This window comes from Sphingobium sp. TomTYG74 (genome assembly GCF_055393875.1).
This window is the reverse complement of the sequence record NZ_AP027342.1, coordinates 797,188-820,889: the sequence shown is the minus strand read 5'-3', so window position 1 is coordinate 820,889 and position 23,702 is coordinate 797,188. Positions and strand designations below refer to the sequence as shown.

23 protein-coding genes and 1 pseudogene are annotated in these 23,702 nt (G+C 63.1%); 17 read left to right on the top strand and 7 right to left on the bottom strand.

The window, feature by feature from the left end; translation table 11 throughout:
* The first annotated feature begins 54 nt into the window (after positions 1–54).
* Complete coding sequence (locus ACZ5TB_RS16705; RefSeq protein ID WP_464780641.1) at positions 55–852, top strand: universal stress protein; 798 nt, start codon at positions 55–57, stop codon at positions 850–852.
* Between the two features lie 43 nt (positions 853–895).
* On the opposite strand, the gene ACZ5TB_RS16700 is transcribed toward ACZ5TB_RS16705, so the two are convergent.
* The gene (locus ACZ5TB_RS16700; protein WP_464780640.1) at positions 896–2,143 is read right to left on the bottom strand and encodes an MgtC/SapB family protein; all 1,248 of its coding nucleotides are present in this window, start codon (positions 2,141–2,143) and stop codon (positions 896–898) included.
* 54 nt (positions 2,144–2,197) lie between these two features.
* Positions 2,198–3,070 (bottom strand): MBL fold metallo-hydrolase, encoded by an 873-nt coding sequence (locus tag ACZ5TB_RS16695; protein ID WP_464780639.1) that lies wholly within the window; start codon positions 3,068–3,070, stop codon positions 2,198–2,200.
* Positions 3,071–3,136: 66 nt separating this feature from the next.
* Between ACZ5TB_RS16695 and ACZ5TB_RS16690 the strand changes: the two genes are divergently transcribed.
* The 3 genes from ACZ5TB_RS16690 to ACZ5TB_RS16680 are packed head-to-tail and all read left to right on the top strand — an operon-like array spanning position 3,137 to position 4,767.
* Positions 3,137–3,454: an ArsR/SmtB family transcription factor gene (locus ACZ5TB_RS16690; RefSeq protein ID WP_464780638.1), complete on the top strand. Its 318-nt coding sequence runs from the start codon at positions 3,137–3,139 to the stop codon at positions 3,452–3,454.
* Between the two features lie 4 nt (positions 3,455–3,458).
* On the top strand, positions 3,459–3,980 hold the full coding sequence (locus ACZ5TB_RS16685) for a rhodanese-like domain-containing protein (protein ID WP_464780637.1): 522 nt from the start codon (positions 3,459–3,461) through the stop codon (positions 3,978–3,980).
* A gap of 7 nt (positions 3,981–3,987) precedes the next feature.
* On the top strand, positions 3,988–4,767 hold the full coding sequence (locus ACZ5TB_RS16680; RefSeq protein WP_464792792.1) for a sulfite exporter TauE/SafE family protein: 780 nt from the start codon (positions 3,988–3,990) through the stop codon (positions 4,765–4,767).
* Between the two features lie 273 nt (positions 4,768–5,040).
* Here ACZ5TB_RS16680 and hemN read toward each other — a convergent pair whose 3' ends face one another.
* On the bottom strand, positions 5,041–6,348 hold the full coding sequence (hemN, locus tag ACZ5TB_RS16675; protein WP_464793273.1) for an oxygen-independent coproporphyrinogen III oxidase: 1,308 nt from the start codon (positions 6,346–6,348) through the stop codon (positions 5,041–5,043).
* 133 nt (positions 6,349–6,481) lie between these two features.
* Between hemN and ACZ5TB_RS16670 the strand changes: the two genes are divergently transcribed.
* Positions 6,482–7,144, top strand: a complete 663-nt coding sequence (locus ACZ5TB_RS16670; RefSeq protein ID WP_464792791.1) for an OmpW/AlkL family protein — start codon at positions 6,482–6,484, stop codon at positions 7,142–7,144.
* A gap of 3 nt (positions 7,145–7,147) precedes the next feature.
* On the opposite strand, the gene ACZ5TB_RS16665 is transcribed toward ACZ5TB_RS16670, so the two are convergent.
* Positions 7,148–7,510, bottom strand: coding sequence for a hypothetical protein (locus ACZ5TB_RS16665; RefSeq protein ID WP_464792790.1), 363 nt, complete (start codon positions 7,508–7,510; stop codon positions 7,148–7,150).
* Positions 7,511–7,628: 118 nt separating this feature from the next.
* On the opposite strand from ACZ5TB_RS16665, the gene ACZ5TB_RS16660 reads away from it, so the two are divergent.
* The 12 genes and pseudogenes from ACZ5TB_RS16660 to ccoS all read left to right on the top strand — a co-directional run bounded on the left by ACZ5TB_RS16660 (position 7,629) and on the right by ccoS (position 19,095).
* The gene (locus tag ACZ5TB_RS16660) at positions 7,629–8,444 is read left to right on the top strand and encodes a universal stress protein (RefSeq protein WP_464792789.1); all 816 of its coding nucleotides are present in this window, start codon (positions 7,629–7,631) and stop codon (positions 8,442–8,444) included.
* A gap of 20 nt (positions 8,445–8,464) precedes the next feature.
* Positions 8,465–9,610: a sensor histidine kinase gene (locus ACZ5TB_RS16655; RefSeq protein WP_464792788.1), complete on the top strand. Its 1,146-nt coding sequence runs from the start codon at positions 8,465–8,467 to the stop codon at positions 9,608–9,610.
* 3 nt (positions 9,611–9,613) lie between these two features.
* Positions 9,614–10,225 carry a response regulator FixJ gene (fixJ, locus tag ACZ5TB_RS16650; RefSeq protein WP_464792787.1) on the top strand — a complete coding sequence of 204 codons (612 nt, stop codon included), beginning with the start codon at positions 9,614–9,616 and terminating at the stop codon, positions 10,223–10,225.
* A gap of 105 nt (positions 10,226–10,330) precedes the next feature.
* The gene (locus tag ACZ5TB_RS16645) at positions 10,331–11,098 is read left to right on the top strand and encodes a Crp/Fnr family transcriptional regulator (protein WP_464792786.1); all 768 of its coding nucleotides are present in this window, start codon (positions 10,331–10,333) and stop codon (positions 11,096–11,098) included.
* Between the two features lie 215 nt (positions 11,099–11,313).
* Complete coding sequence (ccoN, locus tag ACZ5TB_RS16640; protein ID WP_464792785.1) at positions 11,314–12,972, top strand: cytochrome-c oxidase, cbb3-type subunit I; 1,659 nt, start codon at positions 11,314–11,316, stop codon at positions 12,970–12,972.
* Positions 12,973–12,984: 12 nt separating this feature from the next.
* Complete coding sequence (ccoO, locus tag ACZ5TB_RS16635; protein ID WP_464792784.1) at positions 12,985–13,731, top strand: cytochrome-c oxidase, cbb3-type subunit II; 747 nt, start codon at positions 12,985–12,987, stop codon at positions 13,729–13,731.
* Positions 13,728–13,898: a cbb3-type cytochrome c oxidase subunit 3 gene (locus ACZ5TB_RS16630; RefSeq protein WP_464792783.1), complete on the top strand. Its 171-nt coding sequence runs from the start codon at positions 13,728–13,730 to the stop codon at positions 13,896–13,898. The genes ccoO and ACZ5TB_RS16630 overlap by 4 nt, the downstream gene beginning before the upstream one ends.
* The gene (ccoP, locus tag ACZ5TB_RS16625; protein ID WP_464792782.1) at positions 13,891–14,814 is read left to right on the top strand and encodes a cytochrome-c oxidase, cbb3-type subunit III; all 924 of its coding nucleotides are present in this window, start codon (positions 13,891–13,893) and stop codon (positions 14,812–14,814) included. The genes ACZ5TB_RS16630 and ccoP overlap by 8 nt, the downstream gene beginning before the upstream one ends.
* 120 nt (positions 14,815–14,934) lie before the next feature.
* Complete coding sequence (ccoG, locus tag ACZ5TB_RS16620; RefSeq protein WP_464792781.1) at positions 14,935–16,365, top strand: cytochrome c oxidase accessory protein CcoG; 1,431 nt, start codon at positions 14,935–14,937, stop codon at positions 16,363–16,365.
* A gap of 3 nt (positions 16,366–16,368) precedes the next feature.
* Positions 16,369–16,827, top strand: a complete 459-nt coding sequence (locus ACZ5TB_RS16615) for a FixH family protein (RefSeq protein WP_464792780.1) — start codon at positions 16,369–16,371, stop codon at positions 16,825–16,827.
* Positions 16,827–18,958: pseudogene (locus ACZ5TB_RS16610) on the top strand (heavy metal translocating P-type ATPase). The gene ACZ5TB_RS16615 and the pseudogene ACZ5TB_RS16610 overlap by 1 nt, the downstream one beginning before the upstream one ends.
* Entirely contained in the window at positions 18,955–19,095 is a 141-nt protein-coding gene (ccoS, locus tag ACZ5TB_RS16605) for a cbb3-type cytochrome oxidase assembly protein CcoS (RefSeq protein WP_464780621.1), read from the top strand. The pseudogene ACZ5TB_RS16610 and the gene ccoS overlap by 4 nt, the downstream one beginning before the upstream one ends.
* Positions 19,096–19,292: 197 nt before the next feature.
* Here ccoS and ACZ5TB_RS16600 read toward each other — a convergent pair whose 3' ends face one another.
* The 3 genes from ACZ5TB_RS16600 to ACZ5TB_RS16590 all read right to left on the bottom strand — a co-directional run bounded on the left by ACZ5TB_RS16600 (position 19,293) and on the right by ACZ5TB_RS16590 (position 23,696).
* Positions 19,293–21,236, bottom strand: coding sequence for a flavin-containing monooxygenase (locus ACZ5TB_RS16600; RefSeq protein ID WP_464792779.1), 1,944 nt, complete (start codon positions 21,234–21,236; stop codon positions 19,293–19,295).
* A gap of 169 nt (positions 21,237–21,405) precedes the next feature.
* The gene (locus ACZ5TB_RS16595; protein ID WP_464792778.1) at positions 21,406–22,485 is read right to left on the bottom strand and encodes a Rieske 2Fe-2S domain-containing protein; all 1,080 of its coding nucleotides are present in this window, start codon (positions 22,483–22,485) and stop codon (positions 21,406–21,408) included.
* A gap of 17 nt (positions 22,486–22,502) precedes the next feature.
* Positions 22,503–23,696, bottom strand: a complete 1,194-nt coding sequence (locus ACZ5TB_RS16590) for a flavin-dependent monooxygenase (protein WP_464780617.1) — start codon at positions 23,694–23,696, stop codon at positions 22,503–22,505.
* Positions 23,697–23,702 lie beyond the last annotated feature (6 nt).

The following is a 23,702-nucleotide window of genomic DNA, read 5'->3' as shown; positions in this document are numbered from 1 at the left end:
ATACCTGCTATAGATGACGCGCCTTAACCTGATGCCTTTGTCGTGGAGGCGGTTATGAAGAATATTCTTCTCCTGGTACATGATGATGAGGGTCAGGAAGCTCGACTGCAAGCAGCACTGGATTTGACCCGTGCCCTCGGCGGCCATCTTCAATGCATCGATGTCACGCCATTTCCGGTCATTGCTGGCGATCTTTATGCAGGTTTTGGCGAAACGGCTGTCCTGCTTGATGAGCGCCAGAGCGAAGCCCGGAACAAGACAAAGATCAACGCCCGCCTCGCCAAAGAGGATGTGAGTTGGGACTGGGTCGACATCACAGGAGAGATAGCAAGCTGCCTTCTGAAGGAGGCTGCACTCGCGGACATCGTCGTTCTCAACCGGCAATTGGACAGTTATCCCCTTCCAGACATGCGGACGATCGTCGGTCAGGTGCTGATGCACGCCCGGGTTCCGGTGCTAGCCGTGCCACAAGAGGTCAATGGCTTCAGCATCAAACGGGCATTACTCGCTTGGGATGGCCATCCTTCATGTATCGCAACGATGCGAGCCTGCACGCCTTTGCTCGCGCTGGCGGAGGAAGTCGAAGTGCTGACCATAAACGACGGCTCGATTCAGGCTGAACCCGGTGACGCTGCCCGATATCTCTCGCGCCACAATGTGCACGCGAGTATCCGGGTTCTCAACGATCGCCTTCATCCCGCGGACGCGATAATCGAGGAAGAGGCCGACCAATGGCGGGCGGACTATATCATCATGGGCGCCTACGGCCGCGGAAGGATCATGGAAACATTCGGTGGCGTGACACGGCGTCTGCTTACCCGCAGTCAACGGCCTCTGATACTCGGCCATTGAGCTGATGCCAGCGCTCCATCCCATGTTGCGCGTGGCGTGAAACTCATCCGATCGCAATCCAGACGGCAAGGCTCGCCGCCGCCGCTGCAAGAGCGGCGAACAGCGGTATTGCAGCTCTCATGCCGCCGTGGCCCCAGCCGATGACCACCGTCATCACGCCTTTGGCCAGAGTGTTGGCCAGAACTGCGCCGCCCAGAACGAAGCCAGCGGTTTGATCGTCGATCGCATGTGGGGGGAGCCCCGCCATCGTCATCACGGCGGCATCGACGTCCGATATGCCGGTGAGGGTCAGGACGACCGCCATGCCTTCCTGCCCAAAATGTTCCAACGCCCAACGCGCGGCGAGCGACAATCCCGCGACAAGGGCAGCCAGCAGGAGCGCAGGGGTAAAGCCCAGGGGATTGGCGACGGCGGCTCCGTTGCCGCCTTTGCCGTGGGCACGCCATGCGGTCAGGGCGAAGGCGACGGCTACAAACGCTGCCGGAGCCATGGTCAGAGCCAGAGAGGGCAGCGCGCGGGGAACGAGAACGAGTGCCACCAGCTGCACCCTTATGAACATCACGATTGATGCCACCGCAATGCCCGCCGTCAATAATCCTCGGCCATCGGGTTCGTCGCGGAGCCGCCTGGCATAATCGGCGGTGACGGCGGTGGACGACACAATGGCCCCGGTAAGCGCGACCAGCAAAACGCCGCGATCGCGGCCGAAGCGCCTGGAGATTGCATAGCCGGCGAAGGATAGTCCCATCACGAAGACGACCACCATCCAGATCTTCCTAGGGTTCCAGGCGTCGTAAGGGCCATAGGAGGCATCTGGCAGTAGTGGCAGGATGACGAGAGACACCAGCAGGAAGCGGGACACACCTTCAATCTCGCTCTCATCCATTCCCCGGAGCAGAGCGTGCATCGATTGCCGTGAGCTCAATATCGCAAAGATCGCTGCACCTATGGCCAGGCCCAAAGCAGGCGAGATGCGCGTGGCGCAGAAACCCGCGCCAAAGGTCAGCAGGCCCGCCAATGTTGTGGTTGCGGACAGATGATCCTGATCGGCGCTTCGGCTGTAGCCAACCGTCAGCACAGCCGAGACGCCCAGGCCCAGGGCAGCGGCGACCATATCGGGGGCAAGGCCGCCGAGTCCCCCAAGCAACCCGATCAGCCCGAAGGTGCGAAAGCCCGCAACCCTGCGCCCTTGGCCGAAGTTCCGCTGTGTCCAGCCGCGCTCCATCCCTACAAGCAGGCCCACTGCGATCGACGCGATCAGGGACAGATAAGGGTGAGCGATATTGAACATAGTCGCAGCTAACCTAAGCGCATCGGAGCAGATCGCGATAGGTATAAGTCGCAATCAAACCGTCTTCATCTTCACCGGAATTTTGAGATAGCGAACGCCGTTGCTTTCGGCTTCGGGGAAACGTCCTGCGCGGATATTGACCTGAATCGAAGGCAATAGCAGCCGAGGCACGGGCAGCGTCGCATCACGGGCTTCGCGCATGGAGACGAAACTGTCTTCATCCACTCCGTCATGGATATGGACGCTTGCGCGCCGTTCTTCACCTACTGTCGTTTCCCAACGATAGTCATCGCGGCCGGGCGCCTTATAGTCGTGACACAGAAACAGGCGGGTTTCATCGGGCAAGCTCAGCAGCCGGCGGATGGAACGGTAAAGAATGCGAGCGTCGCCACCGGGGAAATCCGCCCGCGCCGTGCCATAATCAGGCATGAACAATGTATCGCCGACAAAGGCCGCGTCGCCGACCAGATAAGCGATGTCCGCACGTGTATGCCCCGGAACATGCATGACGGTGAAGCGCAGCATGCCCACTGAAAACTGCTCGCCATCTCGAAACAACCGGTCGAAATCGGAACCATCGATTTGCATGTCGTTGAATCCGAAGACGGGACGGAAGATTTTCTGTACGTCGCAAATATGCTCACCAATGCCGATCGGCGCACCAGTCTTGCCCTTGATAAAGGGTGCTGCGGACAGATGATCGGCATGGGCGTGCGTCTCCAGCACCATAGTGATCCGCCAACCCTGCTTTTCAGCAAAGGCCAGCATCTGCTCGGCTGAGCGCGTATCAACCTCCCCGCTGGCAATGTCGAAATCCATCACCGGATCGATGACCGCCGCCTCCCGGGTTTCGGGGTCAGCGACCAGATAGCTCACCGTATAGGTCACCTCGTCGAAAAAGGCTTCGATCAGGGGCTTTGTGTCCATGTCGTCCTCCATTGCTCCTTGACAATATATTACATGTATCTAAATTAGCAATATCTAATGGAGTACATGATGATCCGTCCGTTGATGAACCTCGCCACCTTCGAAAAGAAGGCGGGCGAAGTCTCGAACCTGCTGAAAGCGATGGGCAACGCCCGGCGCCTGATGGTGCTGTGCAAGCTGGTCGAACATGGCGAAATGACCGTGGGCGACCTCGCGCAAGAGGTAGGTTTGTCGCAATCCGCCTTGTCGCAGCATCTCGCCAGGATGCGGGACGAAGGGCTGGTCGCTTTTCGACGGGAGAGCCAGACGCTCTGGTATCGCATCGCCGATGCGCGGACGGAACAGTTGCTCGCCAGTCTCTACACCATCTTCTGCAAGGAATGATCCGATGCCGATCACAACCGTTACCCCGCACGACGCGGACAAAGCCGTGGCCAAGGGCGCCACGCTCGTCGATATCCGTGGACCGGACGAACATGCCCGCGAGAATATCCCGGGGGCGATCCATGTCCCGCTCGATCGTCTGGCGGAACTGCCACAGGTGGCCGGGCCAATCATCTTTCACTGCAAGTCAGGCATGCGAACGCAAGCCAATGAGGCAGCCTTGCAGGCGGCGGCGGGCTTCGCGCCCTGCCATATACTTCAGGGCGGTCTGGACGGCTGGCGCGCAGCGGGACTGCCGACGCGCCTTGACCGGGCACAGCCGTTGGAGATCATGCGGCAGGTGCAACTGGTGGCCGGTGGCCTCGTGCTGCTGGGCGTCCTGCTCGGCTTCCTCGTCGCTCCTGCCTTTTTTGGCCTGTCGGCCTTCGTCGGCGCGGGGTTGATGATGGCAGGGGCGACCGGCTGGTGCGGCATGGCGAAGCTGTTGCAGGCGATGCCATGGAATCGCCGTTCTCTCGGCGCGTAGGCCGATCATGTCTCCGGCCATGATCGTCGCGGCTCTGGCTTCGGGCGGCCTGATCGGCACCGTGTTGGGTCTGGTCGGGGGCGGCGGCTCGATCCTTGCCGTGCCGCTGCTGGTCTATGTGGTGGGCGTGGGGTCTGCTCATGCCGCCATCGGGACGGCAGCGGTCGCCGTGGCCGCCAATGCGGCTTTCAGCCTGATCGGCCATGCCCGCGCCGGTATGGTGAAATGGCCATGCGCCCTTGTTTTCGCGGGAGCTGGCGTCACTGGCGCGGCGATCGGCGCGGAAATCGGTAAGGCTGTAGACGGCCAACGATTGCTGATGCTGTTTGGCTTGCTGATGATCGGCGTGGGGCTTTCCATGCTACGGACGAAGCGCACCACTGAGGCGCCTGATGTACGACTGTCGCGAGCAACCGCTGGTCGATTGTTGCCGCGCCTCGTTCCGATCGGCCTTGGAGTGGGATTGGCCGCTGGCTTTTTCGGGATCGGCGGCGGCTTCCTGATCGTGCCGGGGCTGATGATGGCGACTGCCATGCCGCTTAAAAATGCAGTGGGAACGTCGCTCGTCGTCGTTACCGCGCTGGGCCTCACCACTGCGGCCTCCTATGCGCTGTCGGGTTTTGTCGATTGGTCACTCGTGGGAGTATTGATTGCGGGCGGTGTCGGCGGGGCGGCTATAGGTATTGCTCTCGGCCGAAAGATGGCGGCGCGCAAAGGGCTGCTGGAGCGGCTGTTTGCCGTCACGGTGACCGCCGTGGGCGCATATGTCGCGCTGCGCGGCGTCTGAGTTCCCTTTCATCGCGGTCGAACGTCGGTTCTGCTGGCTCGGATCATGCTCTAAGGGAAGCAAGACCCATCTGCTCTGGCTTGATCGCGCTTGCGTCCGCACATCAGGAAGTGGCAGCCCATTTTCTCGTCCGAGGGTAACGTGGGCTTGTGTCGGCCTGGAGGTATCCAACCGAGAGGGGTTGGGCCGCAGAAATAGGGCGAACGCGCCGCAAAGTGGGGCACCTGTCCGGCCGAGAGGCTGGCAAAGGCGAGGCTTGCCAGCGCCAGCGCACTAAACCGCATGGCTGAACCGCTTTTCCGCTGGTTGCAGATAGCTGTCGAATGCGGCGGCTATGCTGCGGGCGTAGGGGAGCGCGCCGGGGGTCAGTTGCACTCGGCCTTCGCTCAATCGCAATAGGCCAAGTCGCTCGAAGCGCGACAGGTCGGGCTGGGGCAGGGCAGTATCCACATGCGCTTCGCCCCGGCAGAGGATCGCCTCGATGATCCGGCCGCGCCGCCGGTCATCGCCGGTGCGCAGCGTGCCCCGGGTGGCGGAAAGTTCGCCGCGCTCTACGCGTTCGCGCCAAGGTCCGGCCTGCTTCTCATTCTGGATGATGAGGTCCGGGAATTGGCTGATCGCACTGGCGCCCAGACCCAGGAGGATATCAGCGGGATCATCGGTAAAGCCCTGGAAGTTGCGGCGCAGCCGTCCGTCACGCGCTGTTATTGCCAGGCCGTCTTGCGGAAGAGCGAAATGGTCGAAGCCGATCGCCGCATAACCAGCGGCGGTTAACATGCGATAGCCTTGTGCGGCCATTTCGAAGCGCGTGGCGAGATCGGGCAGATTGCTGCCATCGATGCGGCGCTGGCGGGGCAGTAGCTGCGGCATATGGGCATAGCCGAACAGGGCGACACGGGCGGGTTGCATCGCGATGCTTGCTTCCAAAGTCGCCGCAAGATCGTCGAGGCTTTGACCGGGTAGGCCATACATAAGGTCGAAACCGATCGCGATCCCGGCTGCGCGGAGTTGATCGACGGCTCGCTCCACCATGTCGAGCGGCTGAATGCGGCCAATCGCGGCCTGAACATGCGGGGTGAAGGTCTGTACGCCAAGGTTGACCCGGCTGACACCCATGGCCGCCATGGTGGAAATCCAGGTGGCGTCGAGGCGGCGGGGGTCGAGTTCGACGGAAATTTCGGCCTCGCGCGCATCGAAACAGATCAGCAACTGCTGAAGCAGGCGGACGAAATCGACGAGCGGCAGCGAATTGGGACTACCACCCCCGAAGGCGATCCGCGCGACACGTCCGCGTCCGCGCAAGCGCCCCGCGATGGAAGCCATCTCTCGTTCCAGCGCCTCCACATAAGCGGTCAGCCGCTGGGCGCGATTGGCCGCTCCTGTATTGCAGCCGCAATACCAGCATATGTCGTGGCAATAGGGGATATGGACATAGAGGGAGAGGGGGGCATCCGTTTTCACCCCGTCCAGCCGGGCTGCAAGGTCATCGGCGCCCACATCGGCGGTGAACTGCGCGGCGGTGGGGTAGCTGGTGTAGCGCGGCACCGGCTGGGCCAGCAGGTCGGGGTGATAGGTCCACATGCCACAGCGGATCGCATGGGGTGCCGCCCAGCGCATTGAGGCAGGTCAAATTGCCGGTTGCGCCGGATCAATGCTGGGCGTGCGGCACCGGGGCAAAGCCAAGTCACCGACAACAGGGATGGAGACTTTGGAAATGCACATCAAGACTATCTTACTTGGAGCGGCAGCTGGCTGCGCCGCCATGTCCGCACCCGCGCAGGCTGCGCAGGGCGACGTTCTGGTGCGGCTGCGCGCCATCATGGTTGCGCCCAATGAACGAAGCGGGAGCGTGCTGCCCGCCTTTCCTGGCGAAAAGGTGAAAGTCGATAACAGCGTGATGCCGGAGATCGACGTGACCTATATGGCGACTGACCATGTGGGCTTTGAACTGATCGCCGCCACGACCAAACATAGTGCCAGCGGGCGCACTGGAACGACAGGGACGATAGGCCGTCTCACATCCACCTGGGTGCTGCCACCCACGCTGACGGCGCAATATCATTTCCTGCCGGAAGCCAAGATTCGGCCCTATGTCGGGGCGGGGGTCAACTACACGCTGTTCTACAATGAAAAGGCGTCGAACGCGTTGGAGGGCGCGGTGGGCGCGACCATGGTGCACATGTCGGACAGCTTCGGATGGGCGGCGCAGGCCGGGGTTGATGTCGATTTGACGGACCGGGTCTTCCTGAACCTGGATGTCAAATATATCGATATCGATACGACGGCCCGGCTCTCGACCACGGCGGCTGGCGTGCAGAAGGTTCGCGTGCATCTCGATCCGCTGGTCTTTGGCGCGGGTGTGGGCGTAAAGTTCTGAACCCTATGCTGCGGCGAGCGCCTTCACCACGAAGGGCAGGCGCTCGCCATCCCGCTCCGTCAGCGTCAGATAGCTGCCGGGCTGAATTGCATGCGCGTCCAGGCGGAAGAGTTGCTCGTCATCCTCCTCACCCGGCTCATAGGATAGCGCCCAGCCGTTGGAAGTCCGTAGCAGCCAGCCATGGCGGTCGGGTTCATTCGGCCAGAAGCGCCGGACGGTGGCGAGTTCGGGTTTATGCCGATATTCCTGCTCGTCGATCAGGCCGTCCTGACCCAGCGGCAGGCGCATGACATAGCTGCGAGCTGCCGATCCGTTTGGAAAAGCGGGCGTGCGTGCGAGTTCGAGGCGTATCGTTGTCCATGTCATACCACCCAGATCGGGTTTTCGGGGGACAAAGACTATAAGGACTATCCCGGATGGCGGCGGAGGCCGTCAGAACCTAGCCAGCAAAGACAAGGTACGGTTCCTCGGCAGGAGACGTGAGATGAAATCGATACTGCTTCATATCCATGACGATCGAGGCGCGGAAAGCCGCTTGCAGGCAGCGTGCGACATCGCTCGTGCCACGGGGGCGCACATTCGTTGCGCTCAGGTGACGCAAATGCCGGACATGGTGGCCGCAGACATGTATGGCGGCGCGGCGCTGGCGCCTTCCATCATCAACGAGCTGCGTGAAATCGACGAGCGTATCAAGGCGCACACCGAGGAAAGGCTTCGCGCGGAAGGTGTCAGTTGGGATTGGCGGCAGATCGATGGCGATATCCTTCATGGCCTACTGGCTGCCTCGACATTGACCGATGTCATCGTCGTGACCCTGCCCGAAGGGCCGCGCAGGGTACTCACCGATCCACTGCCGATTGCCGCCCAACTGGCCCTGTCAGGGCCTGTGCCGGTGATGGCGGTCCCGCAATCCGCGAAATCACTGATGGTAGCGGGGCGGGCGCTGGTCGCCTGGGATGGATCGCAGGAAGCATCGGCGGCTCTGCGGGGCGCGGTTCCGCTGCTGAAACTCGCGCAGGATGTGCACATCGTGATAGTGGAGGAAGTAGGCAAAAATGCCTTCCCCGCGACTGATGCCCCCGAATATCTTGCCCGCCATGGGATCAAAGCGGAAGTCCATAGCTGGCCACGGGACGGGCGCGCTGTGGAGGATGCCCTGATGGCCGCTGTCGAAGCGCTGAAACCCGACTGGATGGTGATGGGCGCCTATGGCCACAGCCGGTTGCGCCAGTTCGTGTTCGGCGGCGTGACCCGAAAGATGCTGCGCGAAGGGCGTGTGCCTGTCTTGCTGGCGCACTGAAGACAGGGCATTGTAACCCGATGGCGGTGGCGGACGATGACACGGAAGGCTTGAGCGAGCGCGAGCATAGCCTGGAACAGGCGCTGCTGGGATCGATCCTGGCGACGGTGCCCGATGCGCTGATCGTGATCGACATGGCGGGCCGGATCGTGTCGTTCAGCGCGGCGGCGCAGCGCATGTTCCAATATGCTGAAACGGACGTACTGGGCGAAAATATCTCCATGCTGATGCCGTCGCCGGATCGGGAACGGCATGATGGCTATATCGACCATTATCTCAGTACCGGCGAAAAACGGATCATCGGCATCGGCCGCCTGACCAGCGCGCGACGGCGGGATGGATCGACCTTTCCGATCGAATTGTCGGTGGGGGAGGTGCATGACCGGGGACAGCGGCTGTTCACCGGCTTCATCCGCGACCTTACCGAGCGGCAACAGGCCGAACGGCGCGTGGCGGACCTTCAGGCGGAACTGTCCCACGCCAGCCGGGTGACGGCGATGGGAACACTGGCGTCCGCGCTGGCGCATGAGCTGAACCAGCCGCTGACGGCGATCGCCAACTATCTGGAGGCCGGGCGCGACCTGCTGGATGCCGACGGGCCGGTGGACCGCGAGATGCTGCGCGAGGCGATGGACGAAAGTGCGCGGCAGGCGTTGCGCGCGGGGGAGATCATCCGGTCGCTGCGCGAGTTCATCAAGCGCGGCGAGACGATGCGCCAGCCGGAATCGCTGCGGGAACTGCTGGCCGAAGGGGCGGCGCTCGCGTTCATCGGCATGGACAGCCGGGGCATCGACATGGACATCAGCGTCGATCGGCGGGTGGACAGGGTGCTGGTCAACCGCGTGCAGTTGCAGCAGGTGATCATCAACCTCATCAAGAATGCGATGGAGGCGATGGCGCACAGCCCCGCACGCATCCTGCGCCTGTCCGCCGCACCGGCCGACGACGGGCGCGTAGAGGTGATTGTCGCGGACAGCGGAACGGGGCTGGACCCCGACATGTCGCGCACGCTCTTCACGCCCTTCACGACCAGCAAGCCGTCCGGCATGGGCGTGGGCCTGTCGATCAGCCAGACCATCGTCGAAGGCCATGGCGGCCGCATCTGGGCGCAGCCGTCGCAATGGGGCGGCACGGCCTTTCACTTCACCCTCGACCGCGCGGATTAAGGCATGAGCGAACCCTTCCCCATCTATGTCGTCGATGATGACGAGGCGATCCGCCGGTCGCTGTCCTTCCTGCTGAAGACCAGCGGCTATGCGGTGCGGCTGTTCGAGGGCGGCACGGCGTTTCTAAAGGAAGCGGCGGGACTGGAACCGGGATGCGTGCTGCTGGACGTGCGGATGCCCGACATTGACGGACTGGAGGTGCAGCGGGAGTTGCGCGCGCGGGGCGTCATGCTGCCGGTGGTGATCATGACCGGCCATGGCGACATCGACATGGCGGTGGCGGCGATGAAGGCAGGGGCGAGCGACTTCATAGAAAAACCGTTCGAGAAGGCGGCGTTGCTTGGATGTGTCGAAGCGGCGCGGCGGGTGGCGATCGCCGACCGTGGCGCGGGCGCGCGGGCGGAGGATGCGCGCGCGCGGCTGAATGTGCTGACCGATCGGGAGCGCGATGTGCTGGATGGGCTGGTCGAAGGGCTGCCCAACAAGACGATTGCCTTCGACCTTGGGATCAGTCCGCGAACGGTGGAGATTCATCGCGCCAACCTGATGCAGAAGCTGGAGGTGAAGAGCCTGGCCGAAGCGTTGCGCATCGCGTTCCATGCGGGGCTGGAGTGAATTGATGACATCGTCACCCCCGGCTTGACCCGGCGTGACGGATGTGGGGACGGTTAGGGACATTTACGGATAGGTCTGAAACCCGCGCAGGGGCATGCAGCGGGCATGGATATGCAATTTGATCTGGCGCAAAAGGCGCCCCGCGATGCCGAGATGGCGGCGATGATGACTCCGGCGGCCGGAGGCTGCGGAGCGGGTTATTGCGATCGTTGCGAAGTGCGTGACCAGGCGATCTGCGCCGATCTCAACCCGCAGGAGCGCGCCGCGCTCAACCGGATCGGGCGGCGGGTCACGTTGCAGGCCGGGCAGACGGTGATGTGGGAGGGCGATGACAGCATGGTTGTCGCCAATGTGATCGAAGGCACGCTGAAGCTCGCCACATCGACAGGCGACGGGCGGGAGCAGATTGTCGGCGTGGTCTATGCGTCAGATTTCATCGGTCGGCCCTTTGGCGCGCGCACGCCGCATAGTGTGACGGCGCTGACCGATGCGCGGCTGTGCCTTTACCCGCGCGGCGCTTTCGACGGCTTTGCGCGCGAGCATTCGCAGCTGGAGCACCGGCTGCTCCAGAGGACGCTGGACGACCTTGATCGGATGCGAGCCTGGATGCTCCTGCTGGGGCGAAAGAATGCGCGAGAGAAGGTCGCGTCTTTCCTGCTGGACATGAGCAGGCGGCTGCGCGCGGACCCCGACGGCGTGATTGACCTACCTCTGTCGCGCCAGCAGATCGCGGATATATTGGGGCTAACCATAGAAACCGTATCGCGTCAGATCAGCGACATGAAGCGGCTGGGCGTGATCGCGCTTGCCGGGCGGCGGGGCGTGCGGATCTGTGATGCGGACCGGCTGGAGAGCATGGCCGAGGGCGCGTGAGGGCGGGCTTCCGTTTCCGGGACTTTCCCCTCCCGTAAACGGGAGGGGGAGCTTTTAGTCGCAGCCCGCTCCCGCCTGTGGGAGGGGGAGTGAGGCGACAATTTGCCTAAGGACATTCCCCTACATACCCGCCGCGCCGCCTTTGCCAGAGGTCAGGGCATAGGGGCGGCGACCGGACGAGGGGCGTCGCAAGAGACCTTTCGCGGGGAAATCCGATGGATCGATTGTTATTGAAATCGGGCGGCTGGTTCGCGCTGGCGGTGGTCGCCTTGCTGGCGGCGCTGATGGCGGTGGACAGCGGCTTTGCCGTCCATATGGCCATAGCCTGCGCGGCGGCGTTGCTGATGGTGGTGGTGACGATCGGCGGGGCCGATTATGCCGGTATCGCGCGCGGCCTGCTGAAGATGCCGGCCGATCAGGGGAAATATGATGACGATCCGATCCGCTGGGGCGTGATCGCGACCGTCTTCTGGGGGCTGGCGGGATTTTTGGCAGGGCTCTACATCGCCTTGCAGCTGGCCTTTCCCGCCCTGAACCTTGGCATTGAATATACCAGCTTCGGGCGATTGCGGCCGCTGCACACATCGGCGGTGATCTTTGCCTTTGGCGGCAACGCGCTGATCGCGACGAGCTTTTATGTCGTGCAGCGCACCTGCCGCGCGCGGCTGGCCTTTCCCTCGCTGGCTCGGTTCGTGTTCTGGGGATACCAGCTGTTCATCGTGCTGGCCGCGACCGGCTATGTCATGGGCATCACCGAGGCGCGCGAATATGCCGAGCCGGAATGGTATGTCGATATCTGGCTGGCCATCGTCTGGGTCGCCTATCTTGTCGTCTTCGGCGGCACGATCCTGCGCCGCAGCGAGCCGCATATCTATGTCGCGAACTGGTTTTACCTGAGCTTCATCCTGACGATCGCGATGTTGCACATCGTCAACAACCTGTCGGTGCCGGTCAGCCTGCTCGGTTCCAAGAGCTACAGCGCTTTCGCGGGCGTGCAGGATGCACTGACCCAATGGTGGTACGGGCATAACGCGGTCGGTTTCTTCCTGACCGCCGGTTTCCTGGCCATGATGTATTATTTCGTGCCCAAGCAGGCGGAGCGTCCGGTCTATAGCTATCGGTTGTCGATCATCCACTTCTGGTCGCTGATCTTCCTCTATATCTGGGCGGGTCCGCATCATCTTCATTACACCGCGCTGCCGGACTGGGCGCAGACTTTGGGCATGGTCTTTTCGGTCATGCTCTGGATGCCGAGCTGGGGCGGGATGATCAACGGCCTTATGACGCTGAACGGCGCATGGGACCGCATCCGCACTGATCCGATCATCCGCATGATGGTGATGGCGCTGGCCTTTTACGGCATGAGCACTTTCGAAGGGCCGATGATGTCGGTGAAGGCGGTGAACAGTCTTAGCCACTATACCGACTGGACGATTGGTCATGTGCATAGTGGTGCATTGGGCTGGAATGGGCTCATCACCTTCGCCTGCCTCTATTATCTGACGCCAAGACTGTGGAAGCGCGAGCGGCTCTATTCGCTGCGGCTGGTGAACTGGCACTTCTGGCTCGCGACGCTTGGCATCGTTCTGTACGCCGCGTCGATGTGGGTGGCGGGCATCATGCAGGGGCTGATGTGGCGCGAATATGGCAGCGACGGCTATCTCGTCTACGCCTTCTCCGAAGTCGTGAGCGCCATGTTCCCCATGTATGTGATCCGGGCTGCCGGGGGCCTCATGTACCTCGCCGGGGCGATCATCATGGCCTGGAATATCGGCAAGACCATCGCGGGCAGCCCGCTGCGTGCGGAGAAGCCGATGAGTGATGCGGCCTATGATCCGACGGCGGACCGGCCGCTTGTCGCCCAGCCTGCTTAAGGACGCCAAGACATGACTAGCAAAACCACGGGTAAGTTCTGGGACCATGGCAAGCTGGAGCGCAATGTCTCCCTGCTGGGCATTGCGTCGCTGATTGTAGTCGCCATCGGCGGCATCGTGGAGATCGCGCCGTTGTTCTGGATCGATAACACGATTGAGAAGGTGGAGGGTATGCGGCCCTACACGCCGCTGGAGCTGGCGGGGCGGAACATCTACATCCGCGAGGGCTGCTACAATTGCCACAGCCAGATGATCCGGCCGTTCCGGGACGAGACGGAACGCTATGGCCATTACAGCCTCGCGGCGGAGAGCATGTACGACCATCCGTTCCAATGGGGATCGAAGCGCACCGGCCCCGACCTGGCGCGGGTGGGGGGCAGATATTCGGATGAATGGCATGTCCAGCATCTGAAGGACCCGCGGGCCGTGGTGCCGGAGTCCATCATGCCGGGCTATGCGTTCCTCGCCGAGCGTGAACTGAAGGCGGGGGATATGGGCAAGGACCTGACCGCGCTGTCCAATGTCGGCGTCCCCTACAGCAAGGATGCCATCGCCAAGGCTAATGACGACCTGAAGGCGCAGGCCGATCCGGATGCGGACGCCAAGGACCTGATCAAGCGCTATCCCAAGGCGCAGGCGCGCGATTTCGACGGTGATCCCGGCAAGGTGACGGAGATGGATGCGCTGGTTGCCTACCTCCAGATGCTGGGCACGCTGGTCGATGTGGAAAGCGCCAAGCCGCAGGAGGTGGAGCGATGAGCTACGACGCCTTGCGGCATTTCGCCGACAGCTGGGGGCTGGTGTTCATGGGCGTGACCTATGCCGTCCTGATCGGCTGGCATTTCCTGCCAAAGGGGCGTGAACGCAGCGAAGAGGCCGCGCTCGCTATATTTCAGAAAGACCCTGCGGAGGCCGATCATGGCTGATGAAAAGCGGATCGACGCCGCCACCGGCACAGAGATCAAACATCATGAGTGGGACGGTATCCAGGAACTGGACACGCCGCTGCCGCGATGGTGGTTGTGGAGCTTCTATGCGACGATCCTGTTCGCGATCGGCTATGTGATCGCCTATCCGGCGTTGCCGATGATAGATCGAGCGACCGGCGGCGTGCTTGGCTGGTCCAGCCGGGGCGCGCTCGACAAGGAACTGGCGGCGCGGGAAGCGCAGATCGCGCCGATACGGCAGGCGATCGCCGACACCTCCATCGAAGTGCTGCCGACGCGGCCGCAGCTGATGCAGGCGGCGGTCGAGGGCGGGCGCGCGGCATTTCGCGTGCATTGCGTGCAGTGCCACGGATCGGGCGCGGCGGGATCGAAGGGCTATCCCAACCTGAATGACGACGACTGGCTGTGGGGTGGCGATCTCGTCGCGATTGAAAAGACCCTCACTGACGGCGTGCGCAATCCCGATCATGACGCAACCCGTCAGTCGCTGATGCCCGCTTTCGGCAAGGATCAGCTACTGACGGCGGCGCAGGTCGATGATGTGGTGGCGCATGTGCGGGTGATCAGTGGGCAGGACCGTGCCAGCCCGGCATCGCAGCGCGGGGGCAAGGTCTTTGCCGACAATTGCGCCGTCTGCCACGGGCCGACGGGCAAGGGGAACCGGGAGCTTGGTGCGCCGAACCTGACCGACGCGATCTGGCTCTATGGCGGCGACGCGGACACTATCCATGAGACTGTCTGGAACAGCCGCCATGGCGTGATGCCGCGCTGGGACGACAAGCTGGACAAGGCAACGATCCGCATGCTGGCCGCCTATGTCCACAGCCTGGGAGGGGGCGAGGCTGCGCCGGTGAAGGTTGCTGCGGCTAAGGTGCCGGGCGATGCCGCGCAATAATAGCCGCGCCCTTTTCGTCACCCCAGACTTGATCCGGGGTCCCGCTGCCCTTTGCAACGGGTGTGGGGAAGAAGCGGGATCCCGGATCAAGTCCGGGATGACGGAGGAAGGGAGGCGGACATGCTGATGTCGGATTCCCTCTCGCTCTATGAGAAGCGCAAGGGCGTCTATCCCAAGGCGGTGGATGGCTTTTACCGACGCCTCAAATGGGCGGTCATGGCGGTGACGCTTTCCATCTATTGGGGCACGCCCTGGCTGCGGTGGGATCGGGGGCCTTATGCGCCGGATCAGGCGGTGCTGGTCGATCTGGCGCACCGGCGCTTCTACATGTTCGCGATCGAGATCTGGCCACATGAATTCTACTATGTGGCGGGGTTGCTCATCATGGCGGGGATCGGCCTGTTCCTTGTCACATCGGCGGTGGGGCGGGCCTGGTGCGGCTATGCCTGCCCGCAGACGGTGTGGACTGACCTTTACCAGCATGTCGAACGCTTCATCGATGGCGATCGCAATGCGCAACTGAAGCTGGCGAAAGCGCCGTTGAGCATCTCCAAGCTGGCCCGGCGGCTGGTGAAATGGACGGTGTGGCTGGCGATTGCATTCATCACCGGAGGCGCATGGATTTTCTATTTCGCCGACGCGCCCACTTTGCAGCAGCAATTTTGGAGCGGCACGGCTGCGCCGGTCGCCTATGGGACGGTTGCGGTGCTGACCGCCACCACCTTCATTCTGGGCGGCTTCATGCGTGAGCAGGTGTGCATATACATGTGCCCTTGGCCGCGCATCCAGACGGCGATGCTGGATGAGAAATCGCTCGTCGTCACCTATAAGGACTGGCGTGGCGAGCAGCGCGGCAGCCTGAAGAAGGCGCAGGCGCATCCCGGCGACTATGGCGACTGTATCGATTGCAACCAGTGCGTCGCGGTCTGCCCCACCGGCATCGACATTCGGGAAGGCCCGCAAATCGGCTGCATCACTTGCGCGCTGTGCATCGACGCCTGCGACAAGGTGATGGAGCAGGTCGGCCGTCCGCGCGGGCTGATCGATTATTGTACCGAGGATGATGCCGAGGCGGAGAAGAAGGGTGCGGCGGCCAAGCCGGTGCTCAAGACGCTGCTGCGTCCGCGCACGATTGCCTATTTCACGGTCTGGGCGAGCATCGGCGCGGCGATGCTGTTTGCTCTGGGCGCACGTACGCGGCTGGACATCAGCGCGCAGCAGGACCGTAACCCGATCTTCGTGCGCTTGTCCGACGGCGCGATCCGCAATGCCTATACGGTGAAGGTGCGCAACATGGAGACGCGGCCGCGCCCCGTGGAAGTAAGCGTGACTGGCCTGCGCGACGTGAAGATGTGGACCGAGACAGGATCGCGGGAGGCGGCGGGCAGCGCCGTCCGCGTCACCGTTCCCGCCGACAGCGTGGCCAAGCTGCGCCTGTTCCTGACTGTCCCCCCGGCAGGTCCGGTGCGGGAGGATTTCAGCTTCACCGTGCGCGCCATGGACCGTGAAGGCGGCGGCGACAGCGAACCAGCCCGATTTGAAAGGCCCTGACAGATGACCGACGTCCGCAACCGCGCCCGCGCATTCACAGGTTGGCATATGACGGCGATCCTCGTGGCGTTTTTCGCCGTGGTGATCGCGGTCAACATGCTGATGGCGACGATCGCCGTGCGCTCCTTTGGCGGGGCGGTGGTCGAGAACAGCTATGTCGCCAGCCAGAAGTTCAACGGCTGGCTGGCGCAGGCGCGCGCGCAGGAAAAGCTGGGCTGGCGCGACAGGGTGACGCTGGACGCCGCGCGCCATGTGCGGATGGAACTGAATGTGCGGGGCGCGCAGATGCGTGCCGTGGCGCAACATCCGCTTGGGCGCGCGCCGGACATCATGCTGCGCCTGCATGAGGCCACGCCGGGACTTTATGTGAGCGATCGCGCCTTGCCCGGTGGCCGGTGGCAGCTGCGCTTCGACATTCGCCATGGGGGCGGAGAAGAACATTTGCTGCGGGAGATCGACTGATGGCCAGCCAGCCTGTTCTCAATGAGGAAGCTTCGGTTGAGGCAAAGGAAAGCCTGTTCGCGGTGCCCGGCATCCATTGCGCGGGATGCCTGTCGAGATCGAAAACGGCCTGCCGCTGACGCCCGGCATCCATGCCGCGCGCGTCAATATGAGCGCGAAGCGGGTTGCGATCAGTCATGATCCCGCATTGACCCCGCCGGAGTTGAAGGCGGCGATCGTTGCGCTGGGGTTCGATGCCGAGCCGCTTGCCGATCCGGGTCAGGACGTCGCGGCGGCAGAGAGCAGGGCGCTGGTGCGCGCGCTTGCTGTGGCGGGCTTCGCGGCGATGAACATCATGCTGCTGTCGGTGTCGATCTGGTCGGGCGCGGAAGGCGCGACGCGGACGATGTTTCACTGGCTGTCGGCGCTGATCGCCTTGCCGACGATTGCTTATGCGGGCCAGCCATTCTTCCGTTCCGCCTGGGCTGCGCTCAGGCAACGGCGCACCAACATGGACGTGCCGATCAGCATCGGCGTGCTGCTGACGACGGCGATGAGCCTGTTCGAAACCGTCAGCGGCGGCGAACATGCCTGGTTCGATGGGGCGGTGATGCTGCTGTTCTTCCTGCTGGCGGGGCGTTGCCTCGACAGCATGATGCGGGGGCGCGCACGGGCTGGCGTGGCGGCGTTGCTCAAGCAGACGGCGCCGGGCGCGCTGGTGCTGGATGAGGGTGGCCGCAGCCAGTGGACAGCGGCCAGTGCGCTGCGTCCCGGCATGCGCATGATCGTCGCGGCGGGCGAAAGGCTGGCCGCCGACGGCCGGGTCGTTGAAGGAGAAAGCGGCATCGACCTCGCTTTCCTGACCGGGGAAAGCGCGCCGGTACGTGTGAGAGCTGGCGATGCCGTCCAGGCCGGGGCGATGAATATCGAAGGGCCGATCACGGTCGAGGTTACGGCGGCCGGGGCCGACACTGTGATCGCCGACATCGCCCGGCTGATGGAGGAAGCGGGGCAGGGCAAGTCGCGCTATGTCCGGATCGCCGACCGGGCCGCACGCTACTATGCGCCCTGTGTCCATCTGCTCGCCGCGCTGTCCTTCGCGGGGTGGATGATCGCGGGCGCGGGCGTGCATCAAGCGCTGCTGATCGCGGTGGCCGTGCTGCTCATCACCTGCCCCTGCGCGCTTGGCCTTGCGGTTCCGGCGGCGCAGATCGTCGCCTGCGGTGCGCTGATGCGGCGGGGCGTGCTGGTGAAGGACGGATCGGCGCTGGAGCGGCTGGCGGAAGTGAGCGAGGCGCTGTTCGACAAGACCGGCACGTTGACGCTGGGCCGTCCGGTGCCGCAGGCGCTTGACCGCCTGGGGCATGAGGATCAGTCGATCCTGCTGGCGCTGGCAAGGGTCTCTCGCCATCCGTTGAGCGATGCGCTGCGGCAGGCGCTGGAGGCTCGGCAAGTCGCCCCCGCGTCCCTCGACCAAATCCGCGAAATTCCGGGTGAGGGCATATTCGCTGATCATGGCGGCGTGGCGGTGTCGCTGGCCCGGCCACGAAGCGTCGTCAGCCTGTTCGGCCTTGCGAGCGAATATCGGTTCGGCGAGCGTTCGGTGCTGCTGCACTTTTCCGACGCCCTGCGCCCGGATGCGGCCGAAACGCTGAGCGAGATGCGCTCGATGGGCCTCAAGACGTTGATCGCCAGCGGGGATCGTCCCGAAGCTCTGGAAGAGATCGCGCGTGCGACCGGAACGACGGCGATCGGCTATCTGCGCCCGGCGGATAAGCTGGCGCTCGTCGGGCGGTTACAGGCGCGCGGCGAGAAGGTGTTGATGGTGGGCGACGGGCTGAATGACGGCCCGGCTCTGGCGGCGGGTCATGCCAGCATGGCCCCGGCCTCCGCCAGCGACGCGAGCCAGTTGACGGCGGATGCGGTGTTCCTGGGCGACAGGCTGGAGCCCGTGGCGGTGACCGTTCGCGCGGCGCGCCGGACGATCGCCGTGGTGAAGCAGAATTTCGCGCTGGCGATCGGCTATAATGTGCTGGCGGTGCCGCTGGCCGTTGCGGGCAAGGTCACGCCGTTGGTTGCGGCGGTTGCCATGTCCACATCCTCGCTGATCGTCATCGCCAACGCCCTGCGCCTGAAGGGAGCCGCGAAATGACCGGCCTTGGACTGTTGATCCCGATCGCATTGTTCCTTGGGTTGCTGGGCCTTGCCGCCTTTTTCTGGGCGCTGCGGGATGGGCAGTTCGATGACAGCGAAGGCGCGGCGGCGCGGATATTGATCGACGAGGATTGAGGGCGCAACGCCATCAGGGCACGTCGCAAGTCAAATGATCTAACCCCCGTTCGGGCTGAGCTTGTCGAAGCCTTTTCCTTCCTCAACAAAGAAAAGCCCTTCGACAGGCTCAGGGCCAACGGGGTAAGGCAGTGCCCATATGAAAAGGAGCCCGATCCGAATGGATCGAGCCCCTTTTTTTCTGTCTCTAGCGAAGATCAGGAAATGACCATCGCGTCCGCATCAGGATTGCGCGTCCAGTTCCAGTATTCGGCGAGCTTGAACGGGCAGGACACATAGTTGCGGCCTTTGCTGTTCAAATAATAGCTTTTGGCCTTGGGGTGGGTCCAGACCATCTGCTTCATCTGCTCGTCGACCTTCTCGTTCCAGTCGAGATAGGCCTGCTCGGTCGGCTCGATCGCCTTGCCGCCAGCGGCCACGATCCTGTCGAGCGCTTCAACGATATAGTGAATCTGCGCTTCCAGAACCATGTTGACGCCCGCCGCATGATTGGGTGCGCTGTTCGGCCCGAGCGTCATGAAGAAATTGGGATAGGCGGGAGCCATTACGCCCAGATAGGCGCGCGCCTCGTCCTTGCCCCATGCCGCCGCCAGATCGCAGCCGCCCCGGCCATAGACTTTGAGCGGGCCAAGCGCGGGAGCCAGTTCAAAGCCGGTGGCGAGCGCGATCACATCGACTTCGTAACGCTTGCCGCTCCTGGTGACGATCGCATTTTCCTCGACATGGTCGATGGGGTCGGTTTCCAGCGTGACATTGGGCTTCAGCAAAGTGTCGAGCCAGCCGCCATCGGCGTCCAGAACAATGCGCTTGCCAAAGATCGGATAGTCGGGAACGACCTTTTCGATAAGGTCGGGACGGCCCGCCAGCTTGCGATGGATATATTGCAGCGCATAGCTGCGCGCGCCGTCATTCTGGGCAGAGATTGAGACGTCCTGGTTGGGCCAGTTCGGGTCTCTCTTCACATTGCCATAGAGGCCATCGCCGGTGAACCAGTATACGCGAAAGCGGAACCATTCCTTGTAATGGGGAATGTTGCGCAGCGCGAAGCGGATATCGTCGTTCACCGGGGCGGTGATTTCGGGGTTATTGAGCACCCAATGTTTTGACCGCTGGAAGATGACGAGGCTGGAAACCTTGTCAGCGATCGCGGGGGCGAGTTGGGCGGCGCTGGCGCCCGTGCCGATCACCGCCACGCGCTTCCCGGTGAGGTCCATATCCGGGTCCCACCCGGCGGTGTGCATCTTGGTGCCCTTGAAGCTGTCCAGACCGGGGATATTGGGGAAGGACCAGCGGTTCAGAACGCCGTGGGCGAGCAGGACCGCATTGACCACTTCCACTCGTTCGGCGCCAGTCTTCACATCCTGCAAGGTGACGTGCCAGTTGCTGTCCGCATCGCTCCAGCGGGCGGCGAGCACCTTCGTTCCGAACTGGACATGATCGCGGATGCCATATTTGTCGGCGACGCCGGTCAGATAGCTGTGAATTTCCGGCCCCTTCGGATGGTAGCTGCTCCAGTCCGGGTTCAGTTCGAACGAATAGGAGTAGAAGTGGCTGGGCGTATCGACGCCGACGCCGGGATAGCGATTTTCCAGCCATGTGCCGCCAAGGTCAGGGTTCTTCTCGATGATCGTATAGTCATAGCCCGCCTCGCCCAGCTTGATCCCTGCGGCGATGCCGGTCATGCCGCCGCCGATCACCAGCACGCGGAAACCGGCGGGCGGATGGATGCGGCCGGGCATGTCCTTGCGCGGCACCGGGCGTTCAAAGCCCATCTGGTCGTAAAGCACCGGCATGATGGCGGGATCGACATCTTCACCCACGCTGACGCCCATCATCCGGCGCAGCAGTTCAGGATCGATCGGGCGTTCCACCGGCGGCTTCGGGTTGGTCAGCAGCGCGAAGAGGCGATCCCGCAGATCCTGCGCCATTTCGTCCGGCACGTTCGACGGCGCTTCCGCCGTGTATATGCCGGTCAGGTAGGGCGCGAAACTGTCCAGATACTCGCGGTCCTGCGCATAGGTCGTGTAAACCATCAGCAGGCTAGGCAGGTTGGCGTCCTGCAACGCCCTGCGAAGTCCATCCCGGTCGGCGATGGGCAGGGGGCATGTGGTCGCCTGATGTGGCTGGCTATGCGCGTTCATCTTCGCTCCTCTCTTGGTGCGCGGCGGCAGAAATGCCGGTTCGCTCAAGAAGTGAGTATATACTTACTTGGCGCGAACAAATTGACGTGCGTCAAATCGGGCAGTGCATATGGCAGCGGCGGAGCGGCCTTAAGGGAAGCTCCGTCGGCAATCACTCAACTATGGATATTCAGGCCGCAGCCTTGCTCCCGCGCAGGTCCACGGTGGTATGGACGCCGTTGACCCGCTTCTGGAATTCGCTCGCGCGGGCGCGCGGATTGTAGAATTGGCGATGCCATAGCCGCCCCTTGTGGAACGGCCCGTCGTCCGGCACCTGAAGGATGTTGATGGCCGCTTCCTTATATTTCCACAGCTCGAAATCCTGTGAGAAGGCGGCAAGCCCTGCCTCATGATAGGCGCGGGCGGTGGCGCGTTCCTCTGCCGTCGCTTCGCCGTTCGCAGCGGTTTGCGCCATCACGGCGAACCAGACCCGGACCTCGCCATCCTCGACCGGCGTGTTGCAGATCATCATGAGCGAGGGATGCTTGCCCTCCATGCGGGACAGCAGGATGCCCGGCCCGGTGTACCAGGTGTCGGTTTCCAGCAGCCCGCTGCCATCCACCAGCGTCCGGTGGCCCGACGCAAAGCGCTGGCGCATGATGTGCCCTTCAAATTCATTTTCGAAAAATACATTGCCCGACGATCCATGGACCGGCGCGAAATGGGCATAGTCGGTCATGTTGTCGAGGATTTCCTGCGGGTGGATCGGCAAGGTACCGAGAGGGTCCACCTGCCAGCGGACCCATCCCTCGCCGGTGCGGTTCCATTCGGCGAAGTCGGGCAGGTCATGGTCGGGTTCGCCCCCCTCCATATCATGCCATATCCAGATGCAGCCTGCCTTTTCCACGACCTTGTGCGACTTGATGCAGGCGGCCTTGGGGATCTTGTGCGTCGAATAGGGAATGTCGTCGCACTGCCCCTCGGGCGTGAAGCGCCAGCCATGGGCGGGGCAGCGGATCGAATCCCCTTCCACCTGATTGCCGTCGCGCACGACATAGGATGTGCTGTTGCGCGCGATGTTGACGCGCATGTGCGGGCAATAAGCGTTGAGCAAAACGACGCGTCCGCTCTTGCCGCGATAAAGAGCCATGTCCTGCCCGAAGAAGCGGACGGGTTGCGGTTGCTGCGTCACCTCATCGGCGGTCGCCACCATGAACCAGCCACGGGGAAAGGTCAGTTCACCCAGGCCATATTCGGCTGTCTTTGTCATGATCCGCGCCCTTCCTCTTAAATGAAGCTGTCGCCGTTGGGCGCGCCGAGCATGACGCCGCCGAAGTTGCGGCCGACCACGCCCGGATTGTTGGCGACATGGGCTCGCCCGGCGTGGATGTCGCAGAAGGCGCGCGCGATCGGATTGCCGCGATAGATGGCTTCCGCGCCGCTCGCCGCGAAGATGCGGGCGATCAGCGCGCAGCAGCGGCCAGAAATCTGCGCCGACTGGAAACGGTAGTGGAGACGGGTTTCAAGGTCCGCCTGCTCCCCTGCGCGCGCCTTTTCGGTCAGATGCTCGAAGTTGCGGAACAGGATGGTCTTCATCTCGTCGATCGCGACGCGGGTTTCGGCGATCACCATCTGCACATCGGGGTCGGCCGACGCGCTCGCCCCGCTATTGGCGCTCCTGCGCTTGGCGCCCTTTTCGATGAAGCTATCCAGCGCGCCCTGAAGCGCCCCGATGGACGAGGAAGACACGGCCCGCACGAACACCTGCCCGAACGGCAGCTTGTAAAGCGGCGCGGGATTGACCTTTGCGCCGGGGTTGGTGGAGGCAAAGCCATCCTTGGACCGATGCGTGCGGTAAGCCGGGACATAGGCGTCCTCCACCGTCACATCATGGCTGCCTGTGCCGCCCAGCCCGATCGTGTCCCAGATCGGCAGCACCTTGAAATCGCCCCGAGGGACCAGGAAGGTCCAGAAGTCGGGCTCGCCCGTCTCGGGATCGTTGACGAGGCCACCCAGAAATGCCCAGTCGCAATGATCGACGCCGCTGGAAAATCCCCAGCGCCCGCTGATGCGGTATCCGCCCTCGACCGGCGTCACCTGCGCGCGCGGCATGTAGGAGGAGGAGATGAGGGTGGCGTTATCTTTGCCCCACACATCCTCCTGCGCCTGCGCGTCGAACAGGGCGAGCTGCCAGTTATGCACGGCGACGACGCCCAGCACCCAGGCGGAGGACATGCAGCCTTCCGCCAGCTTCATCTGCACCGCGTAAAAGGTATCGATGTCCATCTCATAGCCGCCATGCCGACGGGGCTGGAGGATCTTGAAAAAGCCCGCTTCCTGAAAGTCGCGGATGGTTTGGTCCGGCACCTTGTTGCCCGCTTCGCAGGCATCGGCCCGTTCGCGCAGAACCGGCACCAGCGCTGCCGCCCGATCGACGAGATCGGCCATGGCGGGCGCTGTGGTCGCATTGGCAAGCGTCATATTCCC